10 protein-coding genes are annotated in these 13847 nt (G+C 68.5%); 8 read left to right on the forward strand and 2 right to left on the reverse strand.

Features of this window, described 5'->3' with window-relative positions:
• Positions 1-80 precede the first annotated feature (80 nt).
• The 6 genes from ABZS29_RS33330 to mmuM are packed head-to-tail and all read left to right on the forward strand — an operon-like array spanning position 81 to position 5190.
• Positions 81-959 carry a LysR substrate-binding domain-containing protein gene (locus ABZS29_RS33330; RefSeq protein ID WP_355468092.1) on the forward strand — a complete coding sequence of 293 codons (879 nt, stop codon included), beginning with the start codon at positions 81-83 and terminating at the stop codon, positions 957-959.
• A 52-nt stretch (positions 960-1011) separates the two neighbouring features.
• Positions 1012-1917, forward strand: a complete 906-nt coding sequence (gene kdgD / locus ABZS29_RS33335) for a 5-dehydro-4-deoxyglucarate dehydratase (RefSeq protein ID WP_355468094.1) — start codon at positions 1012-1014, stop codon at positions 1915-1917.
• Positions 1914-3233 (forward strand): enolase C-terminal domain-like protein, encoded by a 1320-nt coding sequence (locus ABZS29_RS33340; RefSeq protein WP_355468096.1) that lies wholly within the window; start codon positions 1914-1916, stop codon positions 3231-3233. Before kdgD ends, ABZS29_RS33340 begins: the two co-directional genes overlap by 4 nt.
• 43 nt (positions 3234-3276) lie before the next feature.
• On the forward strand, positions 3277-3414 hold the full coding sequence (locus ABZS29_RS33345) for a hypothetical protein (RefSeq protein ID WP_355468098.1): 138 nt from the start codon (positions 3277-3279) through the stop codon (positions 3412-3414).
• 14 nt (positions 3415-3428) lie between these two features.
• Positions 3429-4337 carry an FAD-dependent oxidoreductase gene (locus ABZS29_RS33350; RefSeq protein ID WP_355468100.1) on the forward strand — a complete coding sequence of 303 codons (909 nt, stop codon included), beginning with the start codon at positions 3429-3431 and terminating at the stop codon, positions 4335-4337.
• Positions 4327-5190, forward strand: a complete 864-nt coding sequence (gene mmuM, locus ABZS29_RS33355) for a homocysteine S-methyltransferase (RefSeq protein WP_355468102.1) — start codon at positions 4327-4329, stop codon at positions 5188-5190. Before ABZS29_RS33350 ends, mmuM begins: the two co-directional genes overlap by 11 nt.
• Here mmuM and ABZS29_RS33360 read toward each other — a convergent pair.
• The gene (locus ABZS29_RS33360; RefSeq protein ID WP_355468104.1) at positions 5179-6558 is read right to left on the reverse strand and encodes a PLP-dependent aminotransferase family protein; all 1380 of its coding nucleotides are present in this window, start codon (positions 6556-6558) and stop codon (positions 5179-5181) included. The two genes, mmuM and ABZS29_RS33360, sit on opposite strands and share 12 nt — an antisense overlap.
• Before the next feature lie 46 nt (positions 6559-6604).
• On the opposite strand from ABZS29_RS33360, the gene ABZS29_RS33365 reads away from it, so the two are divergent.
• Both ABZS29_RS33365 and ABZS29_RS33370 read left to right on the forward strand, forming a co-directional pair.
• Positions 6605-7066, forward strand: a complete 462-nt coding sequence (locus ABZS29_RS33365; RefSeq protein ID WP_355468106.1) for a carboxymuconolactone decarboxylase family protein — start codon at positions 6605-6607, stop codon at positions 7064-7066.
• Positions 7063-7764 carry an isocitrate lyase/phosphoenolpyruvate mutase family protein gene (locus ABZS29_RS33370; protein WP_355468108.1) on the forward strand — a complete coding sequence of 234 codons (702 nt, stop codon included), beginning with the start codon at positions 7063-7065 and terminating at the stop codon, positions 7762-7764. The genes ABZS29_RS33365 and ABZS29_RS33370 overlap by 4 nt, the downstream gene beginning before the upstream one ends.
• A 42-nt stretch (positions 7765-7806) precedes the next feature.
• Here the strand turns inward: ABZS29_RS33370 and ABZS29_RS33375 are convergent, their stop codons facing one another.
• Positions 7807-13809 (reverse strand): DNRLRE domain-containing protein, encoded by a 6003-nt coding sequence (locus ABZS29_RS33375; RefSeq protein ID WP_355468110.1) that lies wholly within the window; start codon positions 13807-13809, stop codon positions 7807-7809.
• Positions 13810-13847 lie beyond the last annotated feature (38 nt).

The following is a 13847-nucleotide window of genomic DNA, read 5'->3' on the forward strand; positions in this document are numbered from 1 at the left end:
CCCCGTTGGCGTGAGCGTAGGGAGACCCGTTGATGCCTGTCCAAGGCTGTTTATGCATCGAGTGATACCTTTCGGGAATCATGTTCTCGCTGGACCAGCTGACCGCGTTCGTGGCTGTCGCCGAGGAGTTGCACTTCGGCCGGGCGGCCGAGCGGCTCAACATGACTCAGCCGCCGTTGAGCCGGCAGGTGCAGAAGCTGGAGCGAGCGGTCGGTGTCCAGTTGTTCGAGCGGGACAACCGCCGGGTGGTGCTGACCGAGGCCGGGCACGCCTTTCTGGGCGAGGCCCGGCGACTGCTGACCTTGGTCGAGACCGCCGGTGACCTGGCTCGCCGCGTCGATCAAGGCGCGGCCGGCACGCTGCGACTGGGCTTTACCGCGGTGTCGGCGATCCGGACGCTCGGACCGTTCCTGCGCCGGGTTTCCGACGAGCTGCCCGAGGTCGACGTGATCCTGCACGAGCGGGTCACCTCGGCGCAGATCAACGGCCTGCTGCACGGTGAACTCGACCTCGCGCTGGCAAGACCGCCGTACGACGCTCAGCTCCTCGACTCGCTGGTCGTGGCACGGGAGCCGCTATGCGCGGTGTTGCCGGTCGGCCATCCACTGGCGACACTCGACCGGTCGCTCACCGCGGCCGACTTCGCCGCGGAAGAGCTGATCAGCTACGACCCGGACCGGGCCGGGTACTTCCACGAGCTGACTGTGCGGTTTCTGGCCGGGTCCCAGCACCGCATCACGCAGCGGGTGCAGCAGGTGCTCACCGTCGTCCTGCTGGTCGCGGCGGGTCGCGGGGTCGCGCTCGTCCCCGAGTCGGCGCGCGATCTCGGCGTACCGGGGGTCACTTTTCAGGCGATCGATCTGGCCGGCGAGCCGGTCGAGCTGCACGCGATCTGGCACCGGGATTCCGCCAATCCGGTGCTGCATCGGGTCCGCGCGATGCTCTCAGAGCATCAATAGATCCAAAAACAGTCTTAGACAGGTATCCACCGGCGTTCCTAGGCTGATCAGCGTGACCCCCGACGAACTCGCTGCCCACCTGAAGACCGGACTGCTCTCGTTCCCGGTCACACACTTCCGGCCCGACCTGAGCTTCGACGAGCAGGCCTACCGCAAACACCTCTCCTGGCTCAGCCAGTACGACGTCGCCGGGCTCTTCGCCGCGGGTGGGACCGGCGAGGGATTCTCGCTGACCGCCGCCGAGATCGACACCGTCGTTCACGTGGCTGTCGACGAGGTGGCCGGCCGGGTGCCGGTGATCGCACCGGCCACCGGCGGGACGGCGACAGCGATCGCCCAGGCGCAGGCGGCCGAGGCGGCGGGCGCGGACGGATTGTTGCTGCTCCCGCCCTATCTGACCGAAGCCGGTCAGCGCGGACTCGTCGAACACGTGTCGGCCGTCTGCCGCAGCACTCGGTTGGGTGTGACGGTCTACAGCCGGGCGAACGCGATCCTCAGCGATGTCTCGGTGGCAGAGCTTGCCGACCGCAACGACAACCTGATCGGCCTGAAGGACGGCGTCGGCAACGTCGAGCTGATGACGCGCACCTATGCCCGCGTCGGCGAACGCCTGACCTACATCGGCGGACTGCCGACCGCGGAGACGTTCGCCCTGCCGCTGCTGCAGCTCGGAGTCAGCACCTACTCGTCGGCGATTTTCAACTTCGTCCCCGAGTTCGCGCTCGGCTTCTACGCCGACGTGCTCGCGCAGGACCGCGAGGCGGTCTACCGCAAGCTGAACGACTTCGTCATCCCGTACCTCGACATCCGCGACCGCACCAAGGGGTACGCCGTCTCGATCGTCAAAGCCGGCGTACGGGCGATCGGTCGCGACGCCGGCCCGGTCCGGCCGCCGTTGCAGGATCTGACCGATGACGAACTGGCTGAGCTCACCGCACTGATCGGCGACCTCAAGTGACGCCAAAGGTCGTCTCCGTCCAGGTCGTGCCGGTGGCCGGCTACGACAGCATGCTACTCAACCTCAGCGGCGCGCACGGCCCGTTCTTCACCCGGAACGTGGTCATCGTGACCGACAGCTCCGGGAACACCGGACTCGGCGAGGTCCCGGGCGGCGCGAAGATCGCGACCACGATCACCGAAGCCGCCGAGCTGCTGGTGGGACACGAGATCGCGCGCTATCGGCAACTGCTCCGCCGCGTCTCGGCCGCTTTCGCCGATCGAGATGCCGGTGGGCGCGGGCTGCAGACCTTCGACCTGCGGACGACGGTGCACGCGGTGACCGGGCTCGAGTCCGCGCTCCTCGATCTGCTCGGTCAGCATCTCGGTGTGCCAGTGGCCGAATTGCTGGGCGATGGTCAGCAGCGCGATCACGTGCCGGTGCTCGGTTATCTCTTCTACGTAGGCGATACGGCTCTGACAGATCTGCCCTACCTGGACGATGCCGCCGATGACCGCTGGTCGCAGTTGCGGCGGCGGTCCGCGTTGACGCCGGAGGCCGTCGTGGCGTTGGCCGAGGCAGCACAGGAGCGATACGGGTTCGCAGACTTCAAGCTCAAGGGTGGGGTGTTCGAGGGCTCGGCGGAGATCGCTGCTGTTCACGCGCTGGCCGAAAGGTTTCCGCGGGCCCGGATCACGATCGATCCGAACGGCGCCTGGCCGCTCCGCGAAGCCATTGCCTTGTGCAACGGTTTGGACGACGTTCTCGCGTACGTCGAGGATCCGTGCGGCGCCGAAGGCGGGTACTCCGGCCGCGAGACGATGGCCGAGTTCCGCCGTACGACGGGGTTGCGGACGGCCACGAACATGGTGGCGACCGACTGGCGCGAGCTGGCGCAGGCGGTCCGGATCGGCGCCGTCGACATCCCGCTGGCCGATCCGCACTTCTGGACGATGGCCGGGTCAGTCCGGGTCGCGCAGCTCTGCGCCGACTTCGGGCTCACCTGGGGTTCGCACTCGAACAATCACTTCGACATCTCACTGGCTATGTTCACGCACGTCGGAGCGGCGGCTCCGGGCGAGATCACCGCTCTCGACACGCACTGGATCTGGCAGGACGGCCAGGCGCTGACGAAAGACCCGCTGCGGATCGTCGACGGCGCCATCGCGGTGCCGGCCCAGCCGGGTCTCGGCGTCGAACTCGACCGGGATGCGCTGGCGGCGGCGCATGAGGTGTATCTGCAGCAGGGACTCGGTGCCCGGGACGATGCGGTCGCCATGCAGTATGTGATCAAGGACTGGGTCTTCGATCCGAAACGGCCCTGTCTGGTGCGCTGAACAAGACGACGTACGACGGGCAGCTGGTCTCGGGCTGTCCGCGTTGCTGGACAACGTCGAGGCGCTCGCGCTCGGCGGCTACCTGCCCGGTGGGCGGCGGCAGCTCTACCTGCTGTCGGACGACAACAACGGTTCCAAGCAGATCACTCGCTTCTACTCGTTGGCGGTTGACCTGCACTAAGCAACACTGTGCGTATGCGCGTGATTGTGGTGGGTGCCGGTGTCATCGGACTGACGTGTGCCGTCAGGCTGGCCGAGAGCGGCTACGAGGTGGCGGTGCTGGCTCGCGATCTGCCACTGGAGACCACGTCTTCGGTGGCAGGCGCGATCTGGGGTCCGTACCTCGCCGAGCCCGCGGACCGGGTGGCCGGCTGGGCGCGGACGTCGTACGACGAGTTCACCAAACTGGCCGAGAGTGAACAGTCGGTGCAGCTGCGGCACGGCCGCGAGCTACTGGTGGAGCGGAAGCCCGACCCCGCCTGGGCCGACGTGCTGCCGGATCTGACCCGGGTGGCATCGCCGCCGACCGGGTTCGCGGACGGCTGGGCGTACACGGCGCCGGTGGTCGAGATGCCGCTGTACTTGCCGTCGTTGGTGAAGCGACTCGAGAATGCCGGCGGCACGTTGACCCGCGCCGCGTTGTCCGGCCTCCCAAGCTCGGCGGATCTCGTGGTCAACTGCACCGGTCTCGGCGCTCGCCTGACTGCGGCCGACCCGACCGTGACTCCGGTGCGTGGGCAAGTGCTGAGCGTGGCGCAGTGCGGGCTGTCCGAGTGGCTGATCGCGGTCCGGCCGGAGGGCCTCACTTTCGTGATCCCGCGCTCGAACGATGTCATCGTCGGCGGTACCAGCGAGCCGGACAACTGGAACCTGGCGGCCGATCCTTCGGTGAGTACGGCGATTCTGGAGCGTGCTGCCGAGCTGGTCCCGCAGTTGCGCAAGGCAACGGTTCTGCGGGCGCGCGTCGGGCTGCGGCCGAGCCGGCCGCAGGTCCGCTGCGAGCTGGTCGGCAAGGTCATCCATTGCTACGGCCACGGCGGCTCCGGCATCACCTTGTCGTGGGGCTGTGCCGATGAGGTTCTGGCGTTGGCCAATGGGCTCTGAGCCGCCGATCGTCCTCGACGGCGGTCTGTCGAACGCGCTCGAGGACCGCGGTCATGACCTGTCCGACGCCTTGTGGTCGGCCCGGCTATTGAAGGACGCTCCGGCCGAGATCGCCGCGGTCCATCGCGCCTATTTCGAGGCGGGTGCGATGGTCGCGACCACTGCGAGCTACCAGGCGAGCGTCAGCGGTTTCGCACAGGCCGGCGTACCGGTTGCGGAGGCGGAAGCGTTGATCGCGTCCAGCGTGCGCATCGCCCGGGAGGTCCGTGACGAGTTCGGTGGCGACCGGTTGGTCGCCGCGTCGGTCGGCCCGTACGGCGCGGTCCTTGCCGACGGCTCCGAATACCGCGGCCGGTACGGCGTCAGTGCGGCCGCGCTGCGCGATTTCCACGGGCCGCGGCTGGAGTTGCTGATCGGCGCGGGTCCTGACCTGCTCGCGGTCGAGACGATTCCCGATGTCGACGAGGCGGAGGTTCTCGTCGAACTGCTGCAGGAGCTCGACTTCCCAGCCTGGCTGTCGTTCAGCGCTGCCGATGGCCGGACTCGAGCCGGCCAACCGCTGGCGGCTGCGTTCGCACTCGCCGCGGTCGACCAGGTGGTTGCCGTGGGCATCAACTGTTGCGCACCGGAGGAAGTCGCTGCGGCCATCGCGCTCGCCGTGAAGCCGGCCGTCGTCTACCCCAACAGTGGCGAGACCTGGGATGCCGATGCGCGCAGCTGGACCGGCTCATCAGCGACGCTCACCGACCTTGCCCCGGCCTGGGCCGCGGCCGGTGCTACCTACATCGGCGGCTGCTGCCGCGTCGGTCCGGCCGATATCCGCGCGATGGCCACCGCGATCTCACACGCCTAGGACCTGACACAGCAGGTCGAGCGCACCTGGATAGGCGTGATCGGGTGGCGTGCCGTAGCCGACGATCACGGCTTGGCGAGTCGCCGGGGTCGGCGCGAAGTGGTAGGTGCTCATGCTGGCCAGGCCGAGCCCCTGCCGGGCAGCGCGCTCGACGATGTCCTCGGCATCACCCGGTACGTCGAGCAGGACGTGCATCCCGGCCGAGATGCCGGCGACCTGCACGTTCGGGGCGCGTTCGGCGAGCAGCTCGACGAGGCGGTCGCGGCGACGCCGGTAGTGCAGCCGCGATCGGCGTACGTGCCGGTCGTAGTGGCCGGAGGCAATGAACTCGGCGAGGACGAGTTGCTCGAGAGTTGCGGTCTGGAAGTCGGCGACGCGCTTGACCGCGATCACCGGTTCGAGCAGGTGTTGCGGGAGAACCATCCAGGCGAGCCGGACGCCGGGCGCCAGGCTCTTGCTGGCTGTGCCGGTGTAGACGACATGCTCAGGATCCAACGCCTGCAGGGCTCCCACGGCTTGCCGGTCGTAGCGGAACTCGCCGTCGTAGTCGTCCTCGATCAGTACGGCGCCGGTGCGGGCTGCCCACTCGACGGCCGCGGTCCGGCGTTCCGGCGAGAGCGGTACGCCGGTCGGCATCTGATGGGCGGGCGTCAGCAGTGCGGCTTGGCCGGTCAGCTGGGACACGTCGGCGCCGTACTCGTCGAGGGCGAGTGGGACGGGCCGGAGGCCACGCGCCCGGATCACGTCGCGATGCAGGCCGTAGCCGAACTCCTCGGTGGCGACCGTCGAACCGCCGAGGTTGCGGATCGCCTCGCAGAGCAGGCTGACCGCCTGGACGTAGCCGGAGCAGATCAGGATCCGCTCCGGATCGGCGCGGACGCCGCGGGCCCGGGCGAGATAGTCGGCCAGCGTCCGGCGAAGCTCGATCCGGCCGCGCGGATCGCCGAGACCGAACGCCTCGTTCGGGGCGGCCGGCCAGGCCTTGCGAGCGGCGGCCAGCCACTCACCGCGCGGGAACGTCGAGACATCGGGGGCGCCGGGCGTGAGGTCGTAGCGAAAGCTCCGCACCGGCGGCAGGGTCGCGACCGGAGCCGGGGCGGTGCTGGCTCGGTTGGCGACGACCGTGCCGGATCCTTGGCGGGCGGTCAGCCAGCCCTCGGCGACGAGTTGGCCGTAGGCGTCGGCGACCGTGTTCCGGGCGATGCCGAGGTCTTTGGCGAGCGAGCGCGAGGAGGGCAGCCGGGTCCCGGCCGGGAGCCGGCCGCTCCGGATCGACGCGTGCAGAGCCTGAACCAGGTCGTTGCGCCCGCGCGACGCGGCCAGGTCGAGGTGTAGATCAGCTCCCGAATTGGCCCCTTGATCTTCCATGGAAGTGGACCATACACCTGGGCCGATCCGCGCCTAGGTTAGAACCATGAGCACAACGACAACCCGCCGCGTCAAGCTGGCCACCCTGGTCCCCGACTTCTACCAGGCGATGATCGCCATCGACGCGGTCTCCGCGACCGGCCTCGACGAGAACTTCGCCAATCTGCTGCGCGTGCGCGCCTCACAGCTGAACGGCTGCGCCTACTGCACCGACATGCACAGCCTCGACTACCTGCACGGTGACGGCCCGCAGCAGAAGCTGAACCTGCTGCCGGTCTGGCGTGAGTCCCGCAACCTGTTCACCGAGCAGGAGCAGGCCGCGCTCGAGCTGACCGAGGCGATCACGTTGGTCAGCGACGGCCATGTGCCCGACGAGGTCTACAACCTGGCCGCGCAGCACTTCGAGGACAAGGAACTGGCTCAGATCATCGCGTTGATCATCACCATCAACATGTGGACCCGAGTCGGCGTCACCGGCAAGATGGCGCCCGGCCACTACAAGCCATGAGCGCGGAAGCCTTCCGGGCTCTGCACCACTCGGGCCCGCCGTTGATCCTCCTGAACGCCTGGGACCCGGTCAGCGCGCGGATCGTCGCCGCCGGCGGCGCACCGGCCATCGCGACCAGCAGTGGCGCGATGGCCCGGATCCTCGGGTACGACGACGGTCAGCTGACCCCGGTCGCGGAGATGCTGACCGCGGTCGCGCGCATCGTCCGGGCGGTCGACGTACCGGTGACGGCGGACATGGAGGCCGGGTACGGCCTGCCGGCCAAGGAGTTCGCCGAGCGGTTGCTGGGGACCGGTGCGGTCGGCTGCAACCTCGAGGACTCGGTGGACGACAAGCTGGTCGACCCTGCTTTCTTCGCGGACTATCTGGCCGAGGTACGGGCGACCGCGGGAGCCGAGCTGGTGATCAACGCCCGGGTGGACACTTTCCTGCTGCAGGGCACGCCGGCCGACGCCGTCGCCCGTGGCCGGAGCTATCGGCGGGCCGGTGCGGACTGCATCTACCCGATCTTCGCGCCGCTCGACGTACTGCCCGAGCTGGTCGCCGAGATCGGCGGTCCGATCAACGCGCACGCGGCACCCGCCGGGCCGACGCCGGCCGAGCTGATCTCGGCCGGCGCCCACCGAATCTCTTACGGGACGAGTGTGCACACGCATCTGATGGACTCGCTGCACAAGCTCCTCCCGAGCCTGCAGTGAGACAGGGTGGGCCGTTGCAGCGGCCCACCCTGCTTGTCTAACTCACCACCATCCCTTCCTGCGGGCGTGGTAGCCGATCACGCCTCCTACACACCCGGCGACGCCCCAGCGCCTGCCCTTCTTCAGGAAGTTCTTCCAGCCGTTCTTGATGGTGTCGACGGTCATGACCAGGAACGCACCGCCGGCGCAGGCGCGCACGTAGCGATTGCGGGTCACCTTGCGGACGTATTTGAAGCGGTTGAAGTACTTGCCCCAGCCCTTCAGGATCTTCTTCGTCTTCTTGTAGTGGCACCACGGCGACCAGCAGCCCTTCTTGCCGTCCAGGTCGGTTCCGTTGACCGGGTCGGCACAGGTGTACTCGTAGGCGTTGCAGCTACCGCCGTACACCGGGTCCATCTGCAGGAAGCGGCCGGTGACCGGGTTGTAGAGACGCACGCCCATCAGCACGATGCCGGCCGGTGCGTCCGCGGCCCGCTGCTGCGCACCGAGCCAGCCGTACCGCTGCTTGCCGACAGTCTCCGAGTCACCCGGCAGGCCGTACTCGGAGACCTGGTTGGTGGTGGACAGGCCTTCCTCACCGGCGTGGATGGTAGCCACGATGTCGCCGGACAGGTCGGTCACCTGCCACTCGGCCACCGCGGAGTCGCTGTCGATCACCGCAGTCAGGCCGTCCAGGCCTTGGACGACGCGAGTCCAGCGGTCCGGTCCTTCCTGGGTCCAGGCCGGGCTGTCCTCGTCGTCCTCGTAGTGGTTGACGTTCTGCACGACCGCACCGGTCGCATTGTCGGTCCAGGACCGGATCCGCTCCCCCATCACGTCGATGGTGTAGTCGGTGGTCCGTCCGCCCTGGGTGATCGTGTCGACGAGGTCATCGGCGTGGTAGGTCGCGGTCAGGTTCCCCGCGGCCGGCGTACCGGTGTCGGCGGCAGGGACGGTCGTCGTGCGACCCAGAGCGTCGTACACGTAGCCGGTGTTGGTGACCCGGCTGGCCGCGTCGTACGTCCAGGACTTGGAGCCGGCCGGTGTAGCGATCTGGCAGCTGCCGTCCGCCGCCGGTGCGTACTCCTTGACGTCATTGCGGTCAGTAGCCGTGCTGAAGCCGTAGACGCGCGTGACGCACTGTTCGCCGACCACTTCCTCGACCTTGGTGACCCGACCGACCTTGTCCTGCGTGTAGACCTCAGCGGACAACGTCGAGACCCGCTTGCCGGTCTCGCCCTGACCGGAGCTGGTCAGCACCTCCCGGAACAGCGTGCAGTCCGCAGCGGCACACCCTGGCTTGCTGTAGGTGATGCCGGACTTCTTACCGCTCGGGTCGTAGGTGGTATCGACCTTCACGCCGTTCGGCCAGGTCTCGGTGATCAGTTGACCGTCGGCGTTGTAGTCGCCGGTGTAGGCGCCGGCCTGGTCGTCGGTGACGGAGGTCAGCAGACCGCGGTAGTCGTAGCCGTAGGTGCGGTTGCCCTTGCCGTCGCTAGTGGTGGCCTTCCGGCCGAGCAGGTCGTAGGTCGTTGTCGACAAGTTGCCATCGGCATCCTTGTACGACGTGAGCCGGCCGAGCGGGTCGTAGGTACGGACCACCTCGGACACGACCGTCCCGTTGACCACCGACTGCGTGCGGAGGATGTCACCGGTCGCAGCGTCGTACACGTTGCGCTTGACCGGCGGTGTGCTGCCCAAACCGGCTGCTGCGACCACACTGGTCTCCAGCACTCGCCCGGCGGCGTCGTACGTGGTGGTGCTCGTGCGGAGCACACCGGCACTCGTCTTCTCGGTCTCCACGCGCGCCTGGTTGTAGATGTCGTACGTCGTCACCAGGGCCGCCAACTCGGGCCCCGTTGCGGGCTGTCCACCCGGCTGTACCCGGCACGGCAGGTTGGCCCACTCGGGTCGCAGGTCGCACTCGGCGTACCCGGAACCGGAGGTGGCTCGGTAGTTGATCGTCTTGCGGGTCGCTGGGGTGTTGGTGCTCGTCCCGCCGGACGGCTGCGTGGTGGCGGTCTGCAGACCCGTCACCGGATCCAGCGTGGTGCGTGTCGCCTGCCCGAGGCCACCGGGGTCGACAGTGACCACGGTCGGCTGGCGCAGAGACCAGTTGTAGGCGGTGGTCGTCGACCGCTTGTCGGCCTCGACCGTCGTACCGCCGGTTCCCCAGACGCGAACCTGCGCGTCTTCGGTGGTGACCAGGTTGTAGGGACCACCGCTGGTCGGTGCGCCCTGGTCGTAGGAGCTACGCGTCAGCGCACGGCCCTTGGTGAGCGTGCCATCGGCCAGCCGTACGTCGGACTCCGGCGCGAGCACCGTCTCCAGACGCACTCCGTCGAGCGAGTAGGTGTTGATGGTCGAGTAGTTCTGGGCCAGCGTCTGCTCGGCCGTCTCGTTGTCGTTCGGCGACTGGTTGAGCGCCCGGGCCCGGTTCGCCGCAGTGAGCTTGCGGACCTCGTTGCCGAAGCCGTCGTACCAGCTGGCCGAGATCGCGCCACCCGGCTCAGCCTCGTTGACTGAGCGTCCGTTGGCGTCCAGGTAGCTCACAGTGGCCCGCTGGTAGTTGGAACCGTCGGGCTGCTGGTCTGCCGGGAAGACAGCAGTTGCGTCGGTCGGAGCCTCCGGCTGTCCCCAGCGCTTGGTCTGCGCCGGCGACAGGTCGTACGGCGCGGTCAGCGGAACCTTGTAGACCACAGTCTCGGTCGCCGCCGCCCGGGTCACCTTCTGCAGGCGGCCTGCACCGGGGTCGTTGGCCGTGGTGGCATAGGCGAGCTGCCACGGATCCTGCCCGGCCGGCTTCACCGACGCCAGTACGCCGTCGGCCTGGTAGCTGTAGGTCTCCTGAGCACTTGTACCGATCCGAGGGTCCCAGCTCGCACGGAGCCGCCCGCTCGAGTCATAGCTGTACTGACGCATCGGAACAGTCCGCAGCGCCGGCGTGGCGAGATCCGGATCCCAAGCAGTGAAGGAGATCTGCTTCACTCGGCCGACGTAGTCGCCGAGCGTGCTACCGGTCGCCGTGGTGGCAGTGGCATAGGTGAAGCTCAGCGCGCGACACCCACGGGACAGCGTGGTGCAGTTGACGCCATCCGGTACCGGCGCGACCACTCTGGTCGGCCTCACCACGTCAGCCCCGTTGACGGTCACCTTCTCCCACGAGTACGACGTGGTCTGGTTGGAGCCCGGCAGTGTGGTGGTCGTCGGGAAGTACTTGCCCGCCGCCGAACCGGTCACCCGGCCGAAGACCACAGCGGTGCCACGGTCGTCGGTGAGCTTGTAGGTGTCGGTGGTGCTGGCGTAAACGAGCTTCAGCGTCTCCTGGCCGACCTGAGGGTCGAAGTTGACGCCGTCGCGGGCGGTGAAACCGACTGTGTCGCCGTCGGGCGTGCCGATCTGGCGGAGCGAGCCGAAGACCTCGAGCGAGGTGTACGGCGTCTCTGCCTCGTCGACGATCGCACCGGAGATCCAGCCCGGACCGAACATGCCGGACGGGTCGGTCTTGGTCGCCTGCCGGCTGTTGTAGGTGCGGCTGACGGTCAGGTCGCTGCCATAGGCCTCGACGGTGACGTCGGTCTCCGACAGCGTGACGTTGCCGGTCAGGAGGTTCACATCACCCGGTCCGATCGGCTTCGAGGCCGCCGTCGCGAGATTGCGGTCGAAGGTCAGCTTCACACCGCCCGAGTTGGCCGCCGTACCGCCACTGAACGCACCGCGGAGCTGCACGGGTCCGTCACGCGGAATCGACAGTGCGTCGACGGATGCGAGGGTGGCCTCCAGATCCCAGTTCAGCTTGGGGAACTGGCCACCGCCTGACGTCGGGAGCGGCCAGGTCACTGCGCCACCACCGGAAGCCAGCGTGACGTGACCGGCGGGGATGTTGGTCCAGGTGTCCGTGTCGCCGCGCCGCCACTGGTAGGTGACACCGGTCGCCGTACTGCGGCCGACACCGGTGATCGCGGTCTTGGCAGCACTCACGTCACCGGGCTTGGGGCTCAGCACCGCTCCCCCGCCGACAGCGAACTGGTACGACGTCAGCGGCGACCGGTTGCCGGCCCGGTCCCGCGTGCGGACCCACATCGTGTGCGGTCCGTCGGTGGTCGGCGTGATCGAGATCGACGTACTGGCACCGAGCGTTGCCGCGTTCACGACCTGGTCCGGCGGGTTGGTGTCGACGCCGTACTCGTACGCCGCCACATCGCTCACACCGGAAGCCCCGAACGAGAAGGTGCCTGCAGTACCGGCTGCTCCCGACCATTCCGAGACCGGATAGGTCGTCGAGGCCACTGTCGGAGCCGCGGCCGGAGACATGGTGTCCACGGTGAACTCACACCAGTTGGACCACGCACCAGGCGACGTACCGTCGGAGCCACTCACGCGCCAGGCGTACGTGCCGCCTTCGGCGAAGGTGCCTTCGGGGATATAGGTGCCGAGCCATGAGCCGGATGCGCCCGGTCCCTCGGTCACTGTGGTGGTGGCAGTTGCCCCGACCTGCTTGTACTCGAAGTTCGCGTACACGTTGGCAGCCAGACCGTCACTGACCTGTGCGCGCAACTGCGGCGTCAGGCTGGAGATGTACGGCCGGGTCGCACCGGTGGCGCAGGTGGTGTCGGGCGCGGTGGCGACCGCGTCGACCGACGTCTTGGTCTGGTAGGTGATCGTCACCGACGGCGGGTTCGACGCCGCCTCACGCGATGCGAACCGCTTCCAGCCGTAGCTGTCGGTCTCGCTCGTCGCCCGGATGCCGATGCTCGTCTTGGCAAGCTTGTTGGTCGCCGTGTACTGGAACGCGGCCGTCACCGGGATGGTGACCCAGCCGTCGCCACAGTCGGACCCGAAGCCCTTGGTCTGGGTCGAGGTCCCGACGCGGTCGTTCCAGGCCGGCTGGTTCGACCACCGGATCGCACTGGTGACGTCCGGCGTGCGGTAGGCCTGCCACTCCTTGGCGGTGCAGGAGTAGGAGTGGTGCTCCCACAGGTTCAGCGTGGCGGACTGGACCTGCTTGTCCCACAGCCACTCCTGGTTGTCGAACCGCAGGTACGAGCGCGCCTTCGTCGTACCGCCGTCGTGCGTGCCGAGCTTCAGCTCCGTCGCGGCGGACTGGTCGTTCGTGTACGAGCTCTCGACGAACGCGTCGAAGCTCGCACCCGCCGACTGCGCCGGGTCGATGGTCACCGGGTAGACCGTCTTGGGGTCCTTGAGGAACGCTGCGTCGGGCGTGAGCAGTAGTGCGTTCTTGGCCAGCCCGAGCCCGACCGGCGCTCGGCGCAGGTGCTCACCCGAGGCCTGGTCCACCGTCGCGTCCCACATCATCGGCGCCGGTACGTCGTACTGCGTGCTGCCGGAGCGGACCGCGAGACCGCCCTTGCCGTCGGACTTGGCCGTGAGACCGGTCATGGCCCACGGCATCCGGATCTGCGCCAGCTGGGTCGCAGCAGACCGGTTCTTCACCAGCAACCGCTGCGCGTAGCCGGTGCGGGTCGCCTCGACGACGAGGTCGACCCCCGGCTTCACGTCGCGGTAGGTCGCGATGGTGCCGTCCAGCTCCGGGGCGGGCAGCTGGCCGGACCAGCCGAGAGCAGAACGCTTGCCCTCGGCCCCTATCGAGACGAGCTGGTGGTCACCGGGACCGGCCGCGCCGGCCAGCTTCAGGCCGTACGGATGCGCGATCGGCGCCACGGTCCCGTCGGCCTGCCGGACCAGAGTGGCGTCGACGTCGATCCAGTCGCCGTCGGTGTCGCGCATCCGGACCGGACCGCCGGCGACGGTGGCCTCGATCCGGCCGTCGGGCAGCGCGCGGAACTCGGTGGTCTCAGTGGTGCGGCCGCTGATCAGCACCGGCTTGCCGGTGATCCGCGCGGTCACCGCGGCGGAGGCGTCGTCGGGCCGCTCGAGCGGGAGGTCGTCGATGGTGGTGGTCTGGGTGATCGGCGGCGGCGCGGCGACGGCGTCGTGGGGCAGGGCCGTCGCAATCAGCGCCAAGCCGGCGGTGACGGCCACCCAGCGCACCGAGTGGCGGCTGGGGAACCCGTCGAACAGGCGAGATCTCGGGAATGCGGACATGGGGTACCTCGAGAACTTGGGGGCGGGACGCCCTCAGA

It is taken from the genome of Kribbella sp. NPDC005582 (assembly GCF_040605415.1).
Taxonomy (GTDB): Bacteria; Actinomycetota; Actinomycetes; order Propionibacteriales; family Kribbellaceae; genus Kribbella.